The organism is Limnobacter sp. SAORIC-580, assembly GCF_013004065.1.
In the GTDB taxonomy this organism is placed as follows: Bacteria; Pseudomonadota; Gammaproteobacteria; order Burkholderiales; family Burkholderiaceae_B; genus Limnobacter; species Limnobacter profundi.
The window spans coordinates 560226-580995 of the sequence record NZ_CP053084.1 but is presented as its reverse complement, the minus strand read 5'-3'; the positions used below and the strand labels follow the sequence as shown (position 1 = coordinate 580995).

The window sequence follows — 20770 nt, the reverse complement described above, 5'->3', positions numbered from 1 at the left end:
CTTGCAGGCTTGATTAATCGCTACTTCGACTCGGTTTTGGCTGGGCTCACGGCATTGCTGACCGCTGCGCCCGCTTCTTTGGGTGGATAGAAGAACTCGCCAGGGCTCTTGAAAAACCGCTTGAAAATACGCCCCGCCAAAGACAGGCTTTCCAATCTTCGAACACCACGTGCACGTAAGGCGGTAAAAAACGCCAGGCTAAAGCTGACGCCCAGGTTCACCATACCGATCAGGAACACACCCACGGCGGCAATCGCCACCTCAAACCCGCTCAACATGAATTCATGGGCCTGAATTCCGTAAGCCATGTTTGCCGCGGCAAAGGTAATGTGCCGAATGTCGATTGGCAAACCAAGAATGAGTCCTATAAAACCTGCCGAACCCAACATGCAACCGAAAAAGAAGTTGCCTGCCAAGGCCCCTGTGTTTTTGCTCAAATAATCGGCCAGTTTGTTGGCACGCACCACACCCAAGCGCTTGCGCAACCAGGGCACCTTCCGAATTCTGTCCGGAATACGGTGGTAAATCGACAGGTTATCGTAGTAACCCGCAATAACACCCGCCAAAAACAGAAAAACCCCGGCGATTGCCGCATGGGGCAAAGCTGCCGACAACAAGGGATTGAGCTCCAGCAACATTTTTTCGCCCTTCTCGACTGCGACAGGCGGCTCTCCGAGCAAGAACGTAAGCCCCACAGCCACCACGGTGGCAGTGGCAAATGCTGGTAACACATTGCCCCAAATCGAGATGAATTGGGTGCGTGCAACCTGGGTAATCAAATCAGCCACCCGGTCGGCCGAGCTTAAGCGCCCGTTGGCAGCATCAATCGCCGCGGCGATTCGCGCCGCTGTCATGGCTGGCTGCTTGGTGGCAATGGTGAAACCCAACAGGTGAATGATCACAAAGCCAATGCCGTAATTCAGGCTGAAAAATACGGCCTCCCAAAATGGGGGCAAATGCCAACTTGAAATGCCGGCTTTGAACAAAGAAAGAAGCGCGATAATAACGCCCGCGCCCATGGCCGCTTTGGCCATTTTCCAGTACTCGGCGCGGGTTTCTGTGGCGTACTTCTCACCCGACTGGCTGGCATGTTCAGTAATTCGCAAAGCCAGCTTGTCAGTCAAGCCACGCCACAAATCGGTAATGGAATGCTTGCGGTTTTCCTCTTTGGTCAAGGTGCAGAAAAACTGCACGCAAGTCCCCACCCGATTGTCAGTGGGCAAGGCACCCAACAGTTGCAACAATCGCCGCATGCGGTTGATCGATTGTTCCAATCGAATCAGCTGCATACTCAAGGTGACTGAAATACCTTGCACGCGAGCCTGCGCATAGGCTTTCTTGATTTGGCCCTGACACTGGTCCAACAACACATCCAGGTGGTCGCCCAAATCGTGCAGTGGCTCCATATTGCTAAGCTTTTCATGGGCCTGCCCAATCATGTTGCGCAACTCCAGGTGCTGCTCAACAAAGGGTGAAGTATGCCGCTCTGAAATACCCAGGCATCGAACCACTTCCGAATCAATGCCAAGGGCAGCGATTCGCACCGCGAGCATTTCCATGGCCTCAAGCATTTCGTGCTGAATGCGCTTCCACAGAGGCATGGCGGGGTCTAGCCATTCCAGCACATGAAACAGACGAGTCCAGCTTGCCACACTGATCGACTCAAGCCACTCATGGTCATCCGGCTTGGTGAACATCAGGCTGAGCGATTCACGCACGGTTTTGTCTTCCACCGTGGCGGGCAACAGGCGCTGAAAAATCCGGTTTTTCATGGCCTGACCAAATGTTTCATTGCCCAGAATACCGAGCTCGGCAAAGGTATACCGGTAACGTGATTCTTTCAGGAATTGTTCAAGGTAACCCTTGACCTGCACACGCAGGTCGTTGGACTGCTCAAGCGCCTCCACCAGCATGGAAAATCGCCGCTCGATTTCGAAGTCGGAGCCCGGAGCCCCTTCTCGAAACCATTCCATGAGGTGGCACAGGTGGGCAATGTCCGCCTCATGCCTGGTGTCTGGACCCATCCCGTTCAGGATGGTCAGCAGCGCACCTCGAATATTGTAGTTTGGGTTCGTTGCCATATTCTGAATACCTAGTCCGAGGGCTAGTGTACCCGATGAATTGGCTATTTACTCCAACTGTCCTTCAGCGTAGTGGCCCGATTGAACACCGGGTTTTCCAGAGTATGGTCCTTCAAATCAGGCACAAAATAGCCGTGGCGCTCGAACTGGTACACCGTACCAGACCAGGCATCCTTCAGCCCTGCCTCCAGATAAGCCTTCACTTCGGTCAGTGAATTGGGGTTCAAGCTGTCCATGAAGTTTTTACCACCAGAGTCGGGGTGCTCTTCGGTAAACAGGCGATCGTAAAGGCGCACAGTGGCAGGCAGGCAGTCCTCTGCATCCACCCAATGAATATTGCCTTTCACCTTGTAGTTGTCTGCACCTGGCGTACTCGATTTGCTATCCAGAAACACCTGGGCATGCACTGCAGTCACTTTGCCGCTTTCATCTTTGTCGCAGCCGGTACACTCAATCACATAGCCATAACGCAATCGAACCCTGTTGCCAGGAAACAGGCGGAAAAACTTTTTCTCCGGGTTCTCCTGAAAGTCTTCTGCCTCAATCCACAGACGCTTGCCGATTGTGAACTGACGCACGCCCCAATGCGGATGGTGAGGGTGAACCGGCGCGGTGCACATGTCGGCCCAATCGTCGTCCACGTTGTCCAGGATCAATGGAATTGGGTCGAGCACCGCCACCGCACGGTGGGCAATTGGGTCAAGCGTGTCGCGTAAAGCGCCTTCCAGCACCGAATAATCAATCCAGGAATCGGATTTGGACACGCCAATGCGGGCACAAAACAACTGAATTGCCTCAGGTGTGTAGCCACGACGGCGCAAACCCACAATGGTCGGCATGCGGGGGTCGTCCCACCCATTGAGTTTGTTTTCAGTTACCAATTGCTGCAATTTGCGCTTGCTGGTGACCACATAGCTTAGGTTCAGACGGGCGAACTCAATCTGCTTGGGCAAGGGGTGGCTTAGAAGGGGCTTTAACACACCGCCATCCGCCGTTTTGTGTTCAGAAGCTAAGTTGTCCAGAAGCCAGTCGTAGAACGGGCGCTGGTCTTCGAATTCAAGCGTACAAAATGAATGGGTTATGCGTTCCAGCGCATCTTCGATGGGATGCGCAAATGTGTACATGGGGTAAATGCACCAGTCATCGCCAGTGCGGTGGTGAAATGCCCGGCGAATGCGGTAAACGGCCGGGTCACGCATGTTCATATTGGGGCTGGCCATGTCAATTTTGGCACGCAGCACCGCAGCGCCATCGGGCAGTTCGCCCGCGCGCATGGCGCGAAAACGGGCCAGGCTCTCAGCGGCTGGGCGATTGCGGAATGGGGAATCCACACCCGCTTGGGTCAAGGTGCCGCGATTGGCACGCATGTCATCTGCATTCTGTTCATCAACGTAAGCCAAACCCGCTTGAATCAGGAATTCAGCGGCTTGGTACATGAAGTCGAAATAATCGCTGGCGTAATACAGGTTGTCGTCACCAAAGTTTTCCCAGCGAAAGCCAAGCCAATGCACGGCATCCAGAATGGAATCCGCGAATTCCTCGCTTTCTTTTTCTGGGTTGGTGTCGTCAAAGCGCATGTGGCACGCGCCACCGTATTCTTTGGCCAAACCGAAATTCACACAAATGGCCTTGGCATGGCCCACATGCAAGTAGCCATTCGGCTCGGGCGGAAAACGCAGGCGAATGTTCGCGGGATCAGCGGGCGCACCGTCGTGCACATCGGCCCCACCGGGTTTGCCGGCCCACGGGCGTACCTGATACTCGGGCTTTTTCAAGTCCGCATCAATGATGTTGCGAAGGAAATTCGAGGCGGGGGCGTTGTCGGCCCCAGCATGGGTATTTTTGTTTGCAGAATCAGACATCAGCACATCCTGTTGGCGAATGCGCTGATGTTAGCAAAAACAAGCCTTAGGCAACGGCCAAGGCCTCGCCCTTCTTGGAAGAAATTCCAGTAAATGCGAAATCCAGTTCAGGCTGCTTGCCATTCATGATGGACGCGATTGATCGGCCCGAACCACAAGAATGGGTCCAACCCAAAGTGCCATGGCCTGTGTTCAGGTACAGGTTTGAAATTTTGGACACACCAATGTAAGGCACGTTCGAAGGGGTCGCGGGGCGCAAACCAGTCCAGTACACAGCCTGCTCTGGGTCGGCCATGCCGGGGAACAGCTCCATGACGCGGCGGGTAATCGCCTGGCAACGCACATGGTTCAGGTTGGTGCTGTAACCGTTCAGTTCAGCGGTGCCTGCAATTCGCAGCTTGTCACCCAGGCGGCTGAACACCAGTTTGTATTCATCATCGGTCAAACTGACTTGCGGGGCTTTGCTGGCATCGTCAATTTGCAAGGTTGCAGAGTAACCCTTGGCTGGGTAAATCAGCAGGTCCACGCCCAGGTCTTTTACCAGCATTGGGCTGTAGCTGCCCATGCACAGCAGGTACTTGTCAGCTTTCAGCACTTGTACTTGACCATCCGCGCCACGCACACGCACACCGCTGATTTGGCCACCTTCAGTGTCCAAGCCCAGAATGGCGGTGTCGTACTTGAATTCAACGCCTTTTTCCGCGCACAGCTTCGACAGGTTTTGTGTAAACACATGTGCATCGCCGCTTTCATCTGCATCAGTGAAGGTGGCGCCAGCAATTTTGTCTTTCACAGTGGCCAATGCGGGTTCAAGGCGAACTGCTTCTTCTGCGCTGATTACTTTTCGGTCGCAACCAAACTCGCGCATGATTTCAGCAGGTTCCAGTGCATCGTCAAATTCTTGCTGGTTGGTGTAGAAATGCAAAATGCCTTTGGTGAGGCAGTTGTACTGAATACCAGTCTCGGCGCGCAGTTCTTGCAGGGTGCTGCGGCTGAATGTGCCTAGGTTCACCATTTGAATGATGTTATGGCGTGTGCGCTCGGGGGTGCATTCACGCAAAAACTGCATGCCCCAGCGCCACTGGCGGGCATCGGCGCGCAAACGGAACAGCAGGGGCGCATCTTCTTTCATCAACCACTTCAGCACTTTCTTGGGTGCGCCCGGGTTGGCCCAGGGTTCAGCATGGGACACAGAAATTTGGCCACCATTGGCAAAGGAAGTTTCCATGCCTGCGGCAGGCTGACGATCCACCACAGTCACGTCGAAACCTTCTTTTTTCAAAAACCAGGCGGAAGTAATGCCGGTAACACCAGCACCGAGAACAATAGCTTTCATGAGGATAAGGCTCCACAAACAGTAAAAAGGGCTTTCGGCAAACAATTTGCCTTGTAGCCCCTCTCTGTCCGTTTGCCTGAAAGATTCACAACGGGTTGCGTTGCTTGCCTCTTCGGCGGCTGTACTTACGCGGCGATTGGCCGCGCACAGCGCTCTCCAGATTTGAATTCTTGAACCTGTACTGAAGCCTGAGCGTTCATGGGGATTGCGCCTTCGGCGGACCAGCACAGATACGCGCTAGCCACTCTCCAGATTCAGCCTTCAATTGTACTACCGCCGATCTGGAGAAGCCAGTCTAAATTACTTCTTCAAGGAATCACGGATTTCACGAAGCAACAGAATATCTTCAGGAGTGGGTGCTGGCGCGGCTGGTGCGGCCTCCTCTTCCTTGATCAGAGCTTTGGTCAATTTGCTGACCTGACGAACCATCATGAAAATAATGAAGGCCAAAATAATGAAATTAATCAGCACCGAGATAAAGCTGCCATAGGCCAACACAGGCACGCCAGCAGCCTTGACGGCGGCCAGCGTGGGGGCCACTCCCGCCGGAATTTCTGCCAAAGGCAAATACAGATTGGAGAAATCGAGACTGCCAAAAATACGACCCACAATCGGCATGATGACATCATCAACCAGGCTTTTAACGATGCCGCTGAAGGCACCACCAATGATCACCGCCACAGCCAAATCAACCACATTGCCTTTTACTGCGAACGCCTTGAAGTCTTTGAGCAAACTCACGCTGCCTCCTTGTTGAATGTATACCAATGTAAAAGTCCAATACCCGCGCAGATTATCGCTGTGGAATCCTTTCAGGGCAATACGGCGAGTGCCCGGTGGTGATAAAATCGCACCTCTTTGATTCAACAACAGAAAGTGAGCCATGGCAGGACACAGTAAATGGGCCAACATTCAGCACCGCAAAAACCGGCAGGATGAAAAACGCGGCAAGGTGTGGACGAAAATCATTCGTGAAGTCAGCGTGGCGGCCCGAGTGGGCGGTGGCGATGTGGCCACGAACCCACGCTTACGCCTGGCCATGGAAAAGGCTGCTGCGGCCAACATGCCCAAAGACAACGTGCAGCGCGCCATTGCCAAAGCCACTGGTGAAGCAGAGGGCGTGAATTACGAAGAAATTCGCTACGAAGGCTATGGTGTGGGTGGCGCAGCCGTAATCATCGACTGCATGACGGACAACAAAGTGCGCACTGTGGCTGAAGTTCGCCATGCGCTGACCAAGCACGGTGGCAATTTGGGCACCGACGGTTCTGTTTCTTTCATGTTCAAGCATTGTGGTCAGTTTATTTTTGCCCCCGGCAACAGCGAAGATGCAATCATGGAAGTGGCGCTGGAGAATGGGGCCGATGATGTTGTTACTTCCGACGATGGCGTGATCGAGGTAACTTGCCCTGTACCCGATTTTCATACCCTGAAAACCGCTTTTGAAGCGGCGAACATGAAATTCGAAAACGCAGAGCTGACCATGAAACCTGCAAGCGAGACCGAGCTTGAGGGCGACGATGCCATTCGCATGCAAAAAATTATTGACATGCTGGAAGACCTGGACGACGTGCAACAGGTTTACACCAACGTGATCATCAACGAATAAAAAGTACGGAGCACTACACACATGAAAATTTTGGTGATTGGATCAGGCGGCCGCGAACATGCCATGGCATGGCGTATTTGCCAAACCCCGGGCGTAACAAAGGTATTTGTTGCTCCTGGCAATGGCGGTACTGCCCTGGAAGCCAAAATGGAAAATGTGCCAATCAGCGACCTGACCGAACTAGCCGATTTTGCAGCCAAAGAACAAGTGCACCTGACCGTGGTTGGTCCGGAAGCCCCATTGGCCGCGGGGGTGGTTGACCTGTTCCGCCAGCGCGGCTTGCGTATTTTTGGCCCAGCCAAACTTGCAGCCCAACTGGAAAGCTCGAAGGACTACGCCAAGGCCTTCATGAAGCGGCACAAAATTCCCACTGCGGAATATGAAACCTTTACCGATGCTGCCAAAGCCCACGATTATGTGAATGCCAAAGGTGCCCCCATTGTAATCAAGGCCGATGGCCTGGCCGCGGGCAAGGGCGTGGTGGTTGCCATGAGCCTCGAAGAAGCCCACCAGGCCATTGACGACATGTTGCTGGGCAACAGCATGGGCAGTGCCGGTTCCCGTGTCGTGATTGAAGAATTCCTGGAAGGCGAAGAGGCCAGCTTTATCGTGATGGTCGATGGTGTGAACGCTTTGGCCATGGCCAGCAGCCAAGACCACAAACGCCTGCTGGATGGCGACCAAGGCCCCAACACCGGTGGCATGGGTGCATACAGCCCCGCCCCCGTGGTTACGCCCACCATGCACGCCCGCGTGATGCGAGAGGTTATTTACCCCACCATCGCCGGCATGAAAAAAGACGGCCTGGTGTACACCGGCTTTTTGTATGCGGGCTTAATGATCGACGACAAGGGCGACATCAAGGTACTGGAGTTCAACTGCCGCATGGGCGACCCGGAAACCCAACCCATCATGATGCGCCTGAAAAGCGACTTCGTGAATTTGCTGGACCACGCCATTGATGGCACGCTGGACAAGGTTGAAGCAGAATGGGACCGCCGCACCGCTTTAGGCGTAGTGATTGCCGCGCACAACTACCCACAAACCCCGCGCACGGGCGATGAAATTACACTGCGCGCCGAAGCCAGCGACGAAGCGGTTGTATTTCATGCCGGAACTGTTGAAAAAAATGGCAAGGCAGTGACCGCGGGTGGTCGCGTGTTGTGCGCCACCGCCTTGGGCGACACCGTGCGCCAGGCACAGGCCAAAGCCTATGAATTGATCGACACTATCAGCTTTGATGGCATGCAGTTTAGAAGCGACATTGGCTACCGCGCCATCAATCGCAAGTAATCAGGACTTAGAGCAATGACACCTTCTGAACTGAATCAGGTAAAGCAATACCTTCAAGGCCTGCAAAGCAGCATCATCGAGGGCATTGGTCAGTTCGAAAGCAAACCTTTTTTGAACGATTCCTGGGAGCGTGCAGAAGGTGGCGGCGGTTGCAGCCGCGTGCTGGAAGAAGGCAGCTTGCTGGAGCGTGGCGGTGTCAATTTCAGCCATGTAATGGGCGACAAGTTGCCCGGCTCAGCCACTGCCAGCCGCCAGGGCCTTGCTGGTGCCAGTTTTGAAGCAATGGGTGTATCACTGGTATTTCACCCCCGCAACCCTTATGTACCCACAGTACACATGAATGTGCGCCTGTTTGCAGCCACTACTGTGGAAGGCGAATCGGTGTGGTGGTTCGGCGGCGGCATGGACTTAACTCCCTATTATGGTTTTGAAGAAGACGCGAAGCACTTTCACCAAAGCTGCAAAAATGCGTTGGATCCCTTCGGTGCGCACTACCATGCCAAGTTCAAGAAATGGTGTGACGAGTATTTTTACCTGAAGCACCGCAAAGAACCCCGCGGTGTAGGCGGTGTGTTTTTCGATGATTTTTCCGAGCTGGGTTTTGAGCAGAGCTTTGCAATGACCCGCAGCGTGGGCGATGCCTTTTTGAAAGGCTACCTGCCCATTGTTGAGCGCCGCATGAACATGGCCTACGGCGAACGCGAACGCGACTTCCAGGCCTATCGGCGTGGTCGCTACGTTGAATTCAATTTGGTATTCGACCGTGGCACCCTGTTTGGCCTGCAAAGCGGTGGCCGCACAGAATCAATCCTGATGAGCATGCCCCCGCAGGTGAAATGGCGCTATGACTGGCAACCTGAGGCAGGCAGCGCCGAGGCAAGGCTGTACACCGACTTTCTGGTGGACCGCGACTGGCTGGCGGCCTGAGCCATGCCCACACGGCAAATCTGCATCATTGGCGGCACCTTCAACCCCATCCACATGGGGCATTTGCAAATGGCTCGTTCAGCCCAAGCACAGTGCATGGCCGATGAAGTGTGGTTTATGCCCGCAGGCCAACCTTGGCAAAAACCCAACGCAGACCTTGCACCTGCCGATGTTCGTAAAAAATTGGTTGAACTCGCCATTGAGGGCGTGCACTCCTGGCGCATGGAACCCTTCGAAATTGAGCATGAAGGCCCCACCTACACCGTGGACACGCTTGAGAAGCTGAGCGAACAGCACCCTGACCACAAACTTTCCTTTGTGATTGGGGCTGACCAATTGGCCAACCTGACCAGCTGGAAACATTGGCAAAGCCTGTTTGATTACGCCCGTATTGGCGTGGTGGACCGCACCCAGTGGGGCGATTTTCAGGTGCCCGAGGCTTTAAAACGACATTTGCTCCAAGATCGCCTGTTTCGCATACCCATGCCCAGCGTGAACATCAGCTCAACCCAAATTCGAAGGCAATTCCAGCTGTTACAGTCTGGCAACGCCGAAGTTCGGGAAACCGCCCGCTTCAAACTTGAGGCCAGCCTACCCACCGCTGTGCTCAAGTACCTGACACTGCACCCAGTTTATGGTCGCGCCCAGCCCTGAAAGTTGTTAGAATTCAGGCAATTAACAAACCTTTGGAATTGCATGGAATTGCGTAAACTGCAGCGCGTCGTGATTGACGCCCTCGAAGACATCAAAGCACAAGACATCGCCGTTTTCGACACGACCCACCTTACCGGTGTTTTTGACCGGGTCATCATTGCCTCAGCCTCTTCAAACCGCCAAACACGCGCTTTGGCCAACAACGTTCGCGAGAAAACCAAGGAAAACGGTGGCGAAGTGTTCAGCACCGAAGGTGAAGACACCGGCGAATGGGTACTGGTCGACCTGGGCGATGTGGTGGTGCATTTGATGCAACCCGCCATTCGCGAGTATTACAACCTGGAAGAAATTTGGGGTGGCAAGCCCGTGCGCGTGAAGTTGAACCCGCACAGCCTGAGCAAACCAATGCCCGGCGTGGATTATTTCCCGCAGCAGGCCGAGGCCTATTCAAGCCAGTACAACTAAGATTTTCGCTTCGCTTTGAAAATCCACGTTATCGCCCTGTCTCACAAAATCGAGCCATGGGCGCAACAGGCCGTAGATCAGTTCCAGAAACGCTTTCCAGGCGACTGGAAGCTGACCATCAAAGAATTGAAACCTGAAGACCGGTCTGCGGGCAAACCCGTGGACCAAATTCTCGCCAAAGAAGCCGAGCGCATTCGAGCGGCCATACCCAATGGCGCACGCGTCATTGCACTCGATGAACGGGGGGAACGCCACACCAGCAAAGCCTTGGCTGAGCAACTTCAGAAATGGCACAACAGCAGCGAAACCTTGTGCCTGCTCATCGGCAGTGCCGATGGGCTTGATGAAAACCTGAAGCAGCAATGCCAGGGCATGTGGCGGCTTTCCGACCTCACCCTGCCCCATGCGCTGGCGCGCGTGCTGCTGGTGGAAGCGCTGTACCGCGCATTTTCAATTACCATTGGGCATCCGTACCACCGCGAATAAGCCCAACCATGAACACACCCGTTCTCCCGGAACACAGCGGCTTACCTGGCCAGGTTTGGCTTGCTTCACGCAGCCCGCGCAGACTCGAATTGCTTCAAACCCTTGGATTGCAAGTGCAGGTGTTCTTAGCGCAGAGCAGCCCAGAGGCCGAGGCACTCGAAGCGCCTTTTGAGCACGAAGACCCCTTGCTGTACGTGCAACGGGTTACGCAACTGAAACTGAATGCCGCGCTTGAGGCCATGCGTGCGCAGCAATTTAGCGGGCTGGTGCTGGCCGCCGACACCACTGTGGCACTGAATGGCAATATTCTGGGCAAACCGGAAAATGCCGCACAGGCCTTTCAAATGCTGCAAAGCTTGTCCAACACCATCCACGAAGTTCACACGGCAGTGGCAGGCGCGTGGCTGAGCAACCATGGGCGCACCCTTGCTGCCCAAAATACGGTGCAAACCTCGCATGTTGAATTCGCACCACTTCCCGAAACCTTCATCCACGCTTACATTGCCAGCGGTGAACCTTTCGACAAAGCGGGTGCCTACGGCATTCAGGGGATCGCGGGGCAATACGTTCGTCACATTTCCGGCAGTCATTCTGGCATTATGGGTTTACCACTGTTTGAAACCAGCGAATTGATTCGTCATATTCAAACGGTGGCCCAAGCTACGAAAAGAATCGATTAATACCCAAGAAGCAAAAGATGATCAACGAACAAATACTGGTGAACGTGACACCGCAGGAAACGCGCGTGGCCATTGTTCAGCACGGCGCTGTGCAAGAACTTCACATTGAACGAACATCAACCCGCGGCATTGTGGGCAATGTGTACCTGGGCAAAGTGGTGCGTGTGCTGCCCGGCATGCAATCTGCATTTGTCGACATTGGGCTGGAGCGTGCAGCGTTTCTGCATGTGGCCGACCTGTGGGAACACCGCACTTACAACCACCACCAATCGAAGCAGAATGGAAACCCACCGCCTGCCATTGAGAAAATGGTGTTCGAGGGGCAAACCATTATCGTGCAGGTCAGCAAAGACCCGCTGGGCACCAAAGGCGCACGGCTCACTACACAAATCAGCTTGGCTGGCCGCATGCTGGTACACCTGCCGCAAGACCCACACATTGGTGTTTCACAACGCATTGAGAATGAAGGCGAGCGGGAAGAGCTGCGCGCAAAACTAACTCGCTTGCTGCCCGAGAACACCGGCGGCTTTATTATTCGCACCCACGCCGAAGAAGCCACAGACGAGGAATTGACCGCCGATGTAAATTACCTGCGTACCCGCTGGCGCGAGATGCTGGAATTGACCCGCACGAAGCCCGCACCCAGCCTGATTTACGAAGACCTGACCATGGCGCAGCGTGTGGTGCGCGATCTAGTTAGTGCCGACACCCAAGCCATTCTAATTGATTCAAAAGAAACCCTGAAAAACCTGCTGACCTTTGCTGAAACCTATGCACAGGAAACCAAAGACCGCCTTCAACTGCATCAAGGAGAGCGGCCTCTTTTCGAGCTGTACAACATTGAAGATGAATTGCAAAAGGCGCTGGGCCGTCGGGTTGAACTGAAATCGGGCGGTTATGTAATCATTGACCAAACTGAAGCGCTCACCACCATCGATGTGAACACGGGCGGTTTTATTGGTGCCCGCAATTTTGAAGAAACCGTGTTTAAAACAAACCTGGAAGCGGCGCACGCGATAGCGCGCCAACTGCGCTTGCGCAACCTGGGTGGCATCATCGTGATCGACTTCATCGACATGAGCACCGAGGAACACAAAAAAGCGGTGCTGGCGGAACTTCAAAAGGCGTTGGACCGCGATCGCGCCCGAACCAGCGTCACCGACTTTTCTGCACTGGGCCTGGTGGAAATGACCCGCAAGCGCACCCGTGAAAGCCTGGCCCATTTGTTGTGCGAGCCCTGCCCAAGCTGCCAGGGCAAGGGGCAGGTTAAAACTGCACAAACCGTGGCCTATGAAATAATGCGGGAAATTGTGCGCGAAAGCCGGCAGTTCAACCCCAAAGAATTTCGCATACTGGCCAGCCCAGCCGTGATCGACCTGTTTCTGGAAGAAGAGGCCCAACACTTGGGCATGCTGGAAGAGTTTGTGGGAAAGCCAATTACCCTGCAAGTAGACAACCTGTTTGTGCAGGAACACTACGACATTATTTTGACCTGACCTAAGCGCGATGAACCTGAGCCAAGCCAGCCAGCAACGCCTTGACCTTTTGGCCCAAGACAGCGGCAAGCGGGTGTTGCTGCCCTGCCCTTTGAACCAGCGTGCATTCGATTTTTCCAGCAACGATTATTTGTGCCTGGCCCAGCGCGCCGACATTGTAGAGGCAGGCCATGAATGCGCGAAAAAATACGGTGCAGGTGCAACCGGCTCACGTTTGTTGTCAGGCAACCTCGATTGCTTTGAACAACTGGAATCGCAAGTTGCACAATTCAAAAACGCTGAAGCCGCACTAGTATTTTCAAGCGGCTACCAAGCCAATGCCAGCGGGTTGGCCGCACTGCTGGACAAAAGCCTGTGGGGTGGCGTGGTGGGTGGCACTGAGCCCCTTGTGTTCACCGACCGCCTGAACCACGCCAGCTTGCACCATGCCTGCCAACTTGCGGGGGTGAAACAAATTCGTTTTCGCCACAACGACATGGCGCATTTGACTGAGCTGCTGGATAAACACACGGAATCCAGGCAGCCAAAAATTATTGTTTCAGAAACGGTTTTTGGCATGGAAGGTGATCTACTGCCGGTTGAACAACTCGCGGAAATTGCCCTGCAACACAACGCTGTGGTGTACCTGGACGAAGCCCACGCCACGGGAATTTGGGGACCGGAAGGTCGAGGCCTTGGGGCGATGCAACACCCCGCCATAGATGCACTGAAAACCTTGGGGCACTGGGTCATCATGGGTACCTTCAGCAAGGCTGTGGGGGTCAGCGGGGCGTACATTGCATGCAGCGAAATATTCAAACAATACCTGGTCAACCGTTGCACCGGCTTTGTGTATTCCACCGCGCCCTCGCCTTTTGTAATTGGCGCAGTTGGCAAAGCATTGGAAATTATTCCGGGCCTGAATAAAGAACGGGGCATGCTGCACACCGCCGCAGACACACTGCGCAACCAGGTACATAAACTGGGCTTCGACACGGGCTTGTCGAACACCCACATTGTTCCCTTGGTGGTGGGCAGTAACAATGCATGCCTTGAACTCAAGACCCATTTGCAACAGGCAGGCATTCGAACCTCTGCCGTACGCCCTCCCACCGTGCCCCCCAATGCCGCACGGGTTCGGCTTGCACTGAACACTGGCCACACTCTTACAGTGTATGAGCAACTGCTCCACGCACTGGCCAGCTGGAAGGTGGGCACATGAAGCAGCCCGAAATAACGCAAGTGCTATTGATGGCCCACGGCTGGGGTTACAACCACCGTTTCTTCAATGCCTTGTTGAATACACTTCCCGCAAATACACGCGAGACTACCTTGTTTGTTTGCCTGGAAGCGGGTTACTTTCCAGAGCAAGCCAGACAAGGCTTGATGATTCATACCCCAGGTATCAGCACGCAAGACCAATGGGTACACTACACGGCAGAAGTGCTACACAGCTTGGTGCTTGCATACGCCGAAGTACCTTGGCTGGGACTTGGGCATTCGCTGGGGTTTTCAAAACTGCTGGATTTTTCAGTGCGATGGCACAGCCTGTTGAGCATTCATGGCTTTACTCACTTTGTGAAAGGCGATTCCAACACCCAAGGCACTCCACCGCGTTTGCTGTCTCGCATGATCCAGAAAGCCGAACAGAACATGCCAGAGGTACTGCGCGACTTTCACAACCGCTGCGGGCACCATGCGCAATGGGCCACCCTGGATGAACAAACGTTATTGACTGACCTTCGCAGCATGCAAGAGTTGAACGCAGCACAGGCATTGCAACAGGCCCTTTCCCATGGCGCCGAATTACACGCCTGGGCCAGCAACACGGATGAAATAGTGCCACTGGCTTTGGCACTGCAATGCTTTGAGCACACGCTGAAACAGCAAAACCGCGAGTTGCATACACTGGCTTCCGAGCACGCAGGCATTGCCACCGCCCCTGCGCGGTATACTGACACTTTGTTGCCCCTTCTCAGCCAGCATTAATTTCAAGCCGCATTGAAATGTCTGAAAACGCCTTGCCGCGAAAACTGAATTCTGCCCAGGCTGCCTCACGCCGCTTTTCCGATGCTGCCCGCGATTACGATCACCATGCGCGCGTGCAGAAACACTCAGCCCAACATCTGGGTCAGTGGCTGGATCAAATGCTGCCAGTCGACTTCAACCCCAAAGCTTGTGTGGATGTGGGCAGCGGCACCGGGTTTTTAACCGAGCATTTGCTGAACAAGTTTCCCGAAAGTGCGGTGCATGCTGTTGATTTGGCAGAAGGCATGCTGACCGAATTAACGCGCAAGTACCCCACTGAACGCCTGCACACCCACTTGCTCAATGGCGAGGAATTGGCAGTTGAGCACCTATGGATTCCGAACCACTCCCTGCTCATTTCAGGCATGTGTGCGCAATGGTTTGGCAACATTGAAGAGGCGATTCGACGCTGGCTTTCAGTGTCGAATACCGTGGCTTTCAGCGTACTGCTGGATGGCTCTTTTCAAGCCTGGGAAGTGGCACACGAGGACACCGGGCAAACCAGTGGTCTGCGTCCCCTGCCCTGCGACGATGACTTGCAGGACATCATGAACGCATTGGTGGCCGAAGGCATTGCCGCCAGCACTGCTCACCACACCAAAAACTTTCTGGACCATCATCCCGATGGGCTTTCATTTGCACGCAGCCTGCGTGCCATTGGTGCTGACCAGCCCCGCGTAAACCACACACCGGTTAATTTGCGCAAGGTGATATCCGCCTTGGGCGAAGCCTGCACCATGAACTACCACATTGGTTTTTACTACCTGGAACGGCCGTGAAACATTTGTTTGTGACAGGTACCGACACCGGCATCGGAAAAACGATTGTGAGTGCTTGGCTGTGCACTCACTGGCAAGCAGATTACTGGAAGCCGGTACAAAGCGGGCTCGAGGGTGGCAGCGACAGCGAGTGGATTGCCCGCCTGAGTGGCTGTGCAGTGCACCCGGAAACGTATCGCCTCACCCAGCCCTTATCGCCTCATCAGGCTGCCGACATCGATGGAGTCAAAATCCAACTGGCCGATTTTACGCTACCCACAGCCGATCGACTGGTGGTGGAAGGCGCGGGCGGTTGCATGGTGCCCCTGAACTGGCGGGACACCATGCTCGACCTGATGAAACACCTGGGCAGTTGCGCTTTGTTGGTGGCCCGCAGCGGGCTTGGCACCATCAACCACACTTGCCTTTCACTGCAGGCCTTGAAAGCTGCTGGCGTGCCTGTGCTGGGCGTGGTGATGGTGGGTGAGGCCAACCCTGCCAACCGTGAGGCAATCGAACATTTTGGTGAAGTGCCGGTGTTGGCTGAATTGCCGGTTTTCAATGTATTAAGCCCGCAGGCACTGGCTGAATTTGGCATGCCCGAGCGCCTTGTTCGCGCGCTTGACAGCTTGTGATCGCACGGCCCTCATGAAACAACTTACCCACACAGAATTGCTTGAACGGGATGCACAATACTGTTGGCACCCCTTCACGCAAATGCAAACCGCTGCGCCACCTTTGGCAGTGGTACGTGGTGAAGGCGAATTTTTGTTCGATGCCCAAGGCAACAAGTACTTTGATGCGGTTTCAAGCTGGTGGGTGAATATTCATGGTCACAGTAACCCCACCATTGCAAAGGCGATTGCACAACAAGCGCTTGAGCTTGAACATGTGATGTTCGCGGGTGTAACCCACCCGCCTGCTGTGCAGTTGGCCGAACGCCTGGTGCACAACGCCCCAGCCCCCATGGCCAAGGTGTTTTACTCCGACAATGGGTCCACCGCCATTGAAGTAGCCCTGAAAATGGCCTTTCAGTATTGGCAAAACAAGGGCGTGGCCGGTAAAAGTCGCATTGTTGCGCTGGAAGGTGGATACCATGGTGACACCTTCGGCGCCATGGCCACCGGCAAATCCAGCGGCTTTTACGATCCCTTCGCGCCATGGCTGTTTCATGTCGATTTCATACCCACCGGTGTTTGCGCCTGCACTGAGGAAGAGGCTTTGGCTTCACTCGACCAGCTGTTGGCCAGTCACGGCCATGAAGTTGCCGCCCTTCTTCTAGAGCCCTTGATTCAAGGTGCCAGCGGCATGCGATTCATGCGCGCAGCCCATGTGGCCGAACTGTGTAAACGCTGCGAAGCGGCTGGTGTGCTGGTGATATTCGACGAAGTATTCACTGGCTTTGCCCGAACCGGCACCCTGTTTGCCGCCGAACAAGTGGCGCAATTTGGCGGTCAGGCTGACATTATTTGTATTTCAAAAGGGCTTACCGGCGGCTTCATGCCCATGGCAGCCACACTCACCAGCCAAGCGGTGTACGACGCGTTTTTAAGCGACCAGGTTGGCCATGCCTTGCTGCACGGCCATTCCTACACCGCAAACCCATTGGGTTGCGCTGCGGCCCTGGCCAACCTCGCCTTGTTCGATGAAGAAAGTACATGGGCGAACATTCACCGCATTGAAGCCACCCACCAGCGCTGGCTGCCTGCCTTGGCCTGCCACCCCCTGATTGAAAACCCGCGCGTGTGCGGCACCGTGGCAGCCTTTGAGCTAAAATCCAGTCACAGTCAGTATGGTTCCAGCGCGAGTCAATGGATACGCCAAACGTTTCTCGAATTGGGCATTGTGGTGCGCCCTCTGGGCAACACCGTGTATTGGGTGCCGCCTTATTGCACCGAGCCCGAGACACTGGAAAACGCCTACCAAACACTGATGCAAGTATTACAACGCTGGGGCAGCCTGATTGCACCCGGCCCCGGAAGCGAATTGTTCTGAAGGATGCACATGGAAAGCCAAATTACCTGGGTTGAAAACAAAAAAGCAGCCCCACCCGCCGTTGATCAGCAACGCTGGAGCGTCGAGGCCATTGAAGCCCTGTTCGCACTGCCGTTCAACGACCTTATTTTCAAGGCGCAGCAGGTGCACCGCGAGCATTTCGATGCGAACACCGTGCAACTTTCAACCCTGCTGTCGATTAAAACAGGCGGCTGCCCTGAAGACTGTGGCTACTGCCCCCAATCGGCCAAGTACAACACTGGCGTGGAAGCAGAAAAACTGATGCCCATCGATGAAGTGCTGAAAGCCGCACAGGCCGCCAAGGACAAAGGCGCCACGCGTTTTTGCATGGGTGCCGCATGGCGCAGCCCCAAAGACCACCAGGTTGAAGCTGTAGGTGAAATGGTAACTGCAGTGAAAGCCATGGGCCTGGAAACCTGCGTCACCCTGGGCATGCTGAAAGAACACCAGGCCAAACAGCTACAAGAGGCTGGCCTGGATTACTACAACCACAACCTGGACACCTCACCCGATTTTTACGGCGACATTATCAGCACCCGCACCTACCAAGACCGCCTGGACACACTAGACCGTGTACGCGATGCGGGTATCAAAGTGTGCTGCGGTGGCATTGTGGGCTTGGGTGAAACGGTAAACCAACGCGCCGGGCTGATTGCCCAACTGGCCAACATGGCCGAACCGCCCGAGAGTGTACCTATCAATAATTTGGTGAAAGTTGAAGGCACACCACTGGCAAACAACGAAGAAATCGATCCACTCGATTTTGTGCGCACGATTGCTGTAGCCCGCATCACCATGCCCACCAGTTTTGTGCGTTTGTCGGCCGGCCGGGAAAGCATGAATGAGAGCACCCAAGCGCTTTGTTTCCTGGCGGGTGCCAATTCAATTTTCTACGGCGAAAAACTGTTGGTAACAGACAACCCGGAATTGGAACGCGACACCAAGTTATTCGAGAAACTGGGCTTAAAGCGACTTGAGAATTAAACAGCAAAACTCCTTGTTTTTATTCAAGAATTATCAAGCAGCAGGTTTAAATACCTGATTCAAATCAATGGTTTGGCGGGGTGAAGGCAACCCTTCTCCCGCTTTATCCACATCAAAATTACGCGCATAATTAAAGCCTTGCATGCGAAACAGCGCAAATCGCTTGAATTGCTGCTGTTGAAGGGAATAACAATATGAAAAGTACATTGATTTGTGCCTGCTTAGTGCTAACACCTTTGCTGGCACCCGCCTTGGCCAGTGCCCAAGCTGGTGGCGTGACGTTGAATATCGATGGGCAAAACCCATTGAGCAAATGGGGCCGCTGGACCAGTTCCGAGAACGGTGGCTTAGGCTATGGTTTCAGATTGAACCAGGACCGCAACAAAGCCCCCATGAGTGCCCAATGGGGTACCGGAGATTGGGTATTCAAACTAAGCCGTGAAGAAGGCAACAAGTACCCCGATTTGTTTTTTGGCTTGAAAGTATCCGAGAACCAACTTCAAACCACCTCGCTGGGTTGCATGAGCAACAGTGGCAGTGCCACACGCTACAGCAGCACATTGTGCGGCGTGCAACTGGACATGAATTTGCAATAATCGATTCGATTGAATTAAGCCAAGTTGAATTGTATAAAAAAGCACCTGAACGACCAGGTGTTTTTTTTCGCCTGGTTTTTTCGCATCATGTGCGAATGGATATGCGCGTTGCGCTGGCTGAAATAGAAAAAGCCACCCGAAGGTGGCTTTTTCAAACTTTGCATTCAAACCAAGCTTATGCTTGGCGTTGAATTAGAAGTTGTGACGCAGACCAATTGTGAAGTTGTCTGTATCTGTTTCCGCACCTGTTGCAACCACTTCATTTGTCAAGCGGTTGAAACCTACGTATGTACGTGTGCGCTTGCTGAAATCGTAGTAATAAGCAATTTGAGCTTGGCTCAGTTCAGTTGGAGCAACCAAGTTATTGCGCTCGGAATCAGAGTATGAACCGAACAAACCGCTATTGGCGCTCAAAGGAACGGTTGCCGACAACAGGTATTCGGTGTTGCTGTCTTCACCGTTGGCAGCATTCGTGCCATACAGTGAAGTTTGAGCTACCAAACCGGCCAATGAGAATGAGCCGAAGTTATAAGCAGCGATACCCTGTACAGTGCGCTCAGGTTGAGCAGCAACAGTTGGATCCACGCCTTGCTGGTCAAACAAGTTAAAACCACCACCAATAGTCAACGCACCAACTTTGTAAGTTGCGGCTACTTCAGTTTGACGTGTACCGTTTTCCTTGATAGGAGTGTTGTTTGCATTGTTGTTGTTACCAACAGCAGTTGCAGACAATGCATTTAGGTTATCACCAGCGGTCAAGGCGTGACGCGCTTCGATGGCAACACCGGCGATGTTGGTTTTGTAACCGAAAGAGTTGTCCGTACGCTGCACACGCTGGATGGCAATAGTGTTGCTGAATGTTGAGCCACCACCACCAATGGTTGTCAAAGGACCGCCTTGGTTGGAAACGCCACCAGTCAATGAAGCCTGGGAATACAGAGGAGCTACAGACTCATTACCGCCGTCTTGCTTACCAGCAACGAATGTACCCCAAGCGCCCTTCATACCAACGTAAGAGTGACGGCCACCCACGCCAGAGTTGCTGTCAGCAGCAACTGAAAATTCATAACCGAAGACCAGGCTCAAACCACCGCCCAAGTCTTCCTGACCCTTGATACCGAAACGTGAAGACACGTCTTCCAGCGCGAAGTTACCGCCTGTGTCGCCAGCGTTAGAGCTGGTTGACTGATGGTCCAGGGCTTGGTGTACACGACCATACAAAGTTACGTTTGATGAATCAGCAAATACTGGAGCGGCAAATGCCAGGCCCAGAGCAGCAGCTACTAGCTTCTTGTTCATATTTCACCCTTATTAGTGTTGGTTGAATCTTTGCCGCCATTTCTAGCGGCACGAGAGACAATGTACACGGGGACCCTTGGGCCGACCAACCAAATCGTGGTGTGAGAATGGGGAAATCGGTGTTTTTGTCGCTGACGTGCAACAGGAGAAATTGATCATTCCCATAGTTTTATGACATCAACAATTCGCCAAAATTGCCCCGAGAGCCGCAAAAAGCCTTG

At 53.9% G+C, this 20770-nt stretch carries 20 protein-coding genes and 1 riboswitch; of the genes, 15 read left to right on the top strand and 5 right to left on the bottom strand.

What is annotated here, in order from left to right; translation table 11 throughout:
- Positions 1–20: 20 nt before the first annotated feature.
- The 4 genes from HKT17_RS02725 to mscL all read right to left on the bottom strand — a co-directional run bounded on the left by HKT17_RS02725 (position 21) and on the right by mscL (position 6020).
- Complete coding sequence (locus HKT17_RS02725; protein WP_171097645.1) at positions 21–2081, bottom strand: site-specific recombinase; 2061 nt, start codon at positions 2079–2081, stop codon at positions 21–23.
- A gap of 44 nt (positions 2082–2125) precedes the next feature.
- A complete protein-coding gene (locus tag HKT17_RS02720) occupies positions 2126–3943 on the bottom strand; it encodes a glutamine--tRNA ligase/YqeY domain fusion protein (RefSeq protein ID WP_171097643.1) in 1818 nt (605 codons plus the stop codon).
- A gap of 46 nt (positions 3944–3989) precedes the next feature.
- On the bottom strand, positions 3990–5279 hold the full coding sequence (locus tag HKT17_RS02715) for a D-amino acid dehydrogenase (protein ID WP_105028213.1): 1290 nt from the start codon (positions 5277–5279) through the stop codon (positions 3990–3992).
- Between the two features lie 54 nt (positions 5280–5333).
- A riboswitch (glycine riboswitch) is annotated at positions 5334–5449 on the bottom strand.
- A 130-nt stretch (positions 5450–5579) separates the two neighbouring features.
- Entirely contained in the window at positions 5580–6020 is a 441-nt protein-coding gene (gene mscL / locus HKT17_RS02710) for a large conductance mechanosensitive channel protein MscL (RefSeq protein WP_105029795.1), read from the bottom strand.
- Positions 6021–6162: 142 nt separating this feature from the next.
- On the opposite strand from mscL, the gene HKT17_RS02705 reads away from it, so the two are divergent.
- The 15 genes from HKT17_RS02705 (at position 6163) to HKT17_RS02635 (ending at position 19250) form a co-directional block, all read left to right on the top strand.
- Positions 6163–6888, top strand: coding sequence for a YebC/PmpR family DNA-binding transcriptional regulator (locus tag HKT17_RS02705; protein WP_171097641.1), 726 nt, complete (start codon positions 6163–6165; stop codon positions 6886–6888).
- Between the two features lie 21 nt (positions 6889–6909).
- Positions 6910–8181 (top strand): phosphoribosylamine--glycine ligase, encoded by a 1272-nt coding sequence (gene purD, locus HKT17_RS02700; protein ID WP_171097638.1) that lies wholly within the window; start codon positions 6910–6912, stop codon positions 8179–8181.
- Between the two features lie 15 nt (positions 8182–8196).
- Complete coding sequence (gene hemF / locus HKT17_RS02695) at positions 8197–9108, top strand: oxygen-dependent coproporphyrinogen oxidase (RefSeq protein WP_171097636.1); 912 nt, start codon at positions 8197–8199, stop codon at positions 9106–9108.
- Positions 9109–9111: 3 nt separating this feature from the next.
- Positions 9112–9762 (top strand): nicotinate-nucleotide adenylyltransferase, encoded by a 651-nt coding sequence (nadD, locus tag HKT17_RS02690; protein WP_171097633.1) that lies wholly within the window; start codon positions 9112–9114, stop codon positions 9760–9762.
- A 42-nt stretch (positions 9763–9804) separates the two neighbouring features.
- Positions 9805–10227, top strand: coding sequence for a ribosome silencing factor (gene rsfS, locus HKT17_RS02685; protein ID WP_105028205.1), 423 nt, complete (start codon positions 9805–9807; stop codon positions 10225–10227).
- 15 nt (positions 10228–10242) lie between these two features.
- Positions 10243–10713 carry a 23S rRNA (pseudouridine(1915)-N(3))-methyltransferase RlmH gene (rlmH, locus tag HKT17_RS02680; RefSeq protein WP_171097631.1) on the top strand — a complete coding sequence of 157 codons (471 nt, stop codon included), beginning with the start codon at positions 10243–10245 and terminating at the stop codon, positions 10711–10713.
- A gap of 8 nt (positions 10714–10721) precedes the next feature.
- On the top strand, positions 10722–11393 hold the full coding sequence (locus tag HKT17_RS02675; RefSeq protein WP_171097629.1) for a Maf family protein: 672 nt from the start codon (positions 10722–10724) through the stop codon (positions 11391–11393).
- A gap of 20 nt (positions 11394–11413) precedes the next feature.
- Positions 11414–12889, top strand: coding sequence for a ribonuclease G (rng, locus tag HKT17_RS02670; RefSeq protein ID WP_171101347.1), 1476 nt, complete (start codon positions 11414–11416; stop codon positions 12887–12889).
- Between the two features lie 10 nt (positions 12890–12899).
- Positions 12900–14090: an aminotransferase class I/II-fold pyridoxal phosphate-dependent enzyme gene (locus HKT17_RS02665; protein ID WP_171097628.1), complete on the top strand. Its 1191-nt coding sequence runs from the start codon at positions 12900–12902 to the stop codon at positions 14088–14090.
- Complete coding sequence (locus HKT17_RS02660) at positions 14087–14857, top strand: hypothetical protein (protein WP_171097625.1); 771 nt, start codon at positions 14087–14089, stop codon at positions 14855–14857. Before HKT17_RS02665 ends, HKT17_RS02660 begins: the two co-directional genes overlap by 4 nt.
- Positions 14858–14874: 17 nt before the next feature.
- Positions 14875–15675, top strand: coding sequence for a methyltransferase domain-containing protein (locus HKT17_RS02655; protein WP_171097624.1), 801 nt, complete (start codon positions 14875–14877; stop codon positions 15673–15675).
- The gene (gene bioD / locus HKT17_RS02650; protein WP_171097622.1) at positions 15672–16289 is read left to right on the top strand and encodes a dethiobiotin synthase; all 618 of its coding nucleotides are present in this window, start codon (positions 15672–15674) and stop codon (positions 16287–16289) included. The genes HKT17_RS02655 and bioD overlap by 4 nt, the downstream gene beginning before the upstream one ends.
- 13 nt (positions 16290–16302) lie before the next feature.
- On the top strand, positions 16303–17649 hold the full coding sequence (bioA, locus tag HKT17_RS02645; RefSeq protein WP_171097620.1) for an adenosylmethionine--8-amino-7-oxononanoate transaminase: 1347 nt from the start codon (positions 16303–16305) through the stop codon (positions 17647–17649).
- A 9-nt stretch (positions 17650–17658) separates the two neighbouring features.
- A complete protein-coding gene (bioB, locus tag HKT17_RS02640) occupies positions 17659–18654 on the top strand; it encodes a biotin synthase BioB (protein ID WP_171097618.1) in 996 nt (331 codons plus the stop codon).
- Between the two features lie 194 nt (positions 18655–18848).
- Positions 18849–19250, top strand: coding sequence for a hypothetical protein (locus HKT17_RS02635; RefSeq protein ID WP_171097616.1), 402 nt, complete (start codon positions 18849–18851; stop codon positions 19248–19250).
- A gap of 192 nt (positions 19251–19442) precedes the next feature.
- Here HKT17_RS02635 and HKT17_RS02630 read toward each other — a convergent pair whose 3' ends face one another.
- Positions 19443–20549, bottom strand: coding sequence for a porin (locus tag HKT17_RS02630; RefSeq protein ID WP_171097614.1), 1107 nt, complete (start codon positions 20547–20549; stop codon positions 19443–19445).
- Between the last annotated feature and the right edge of the window lie 221 nt (positions 20550–20770).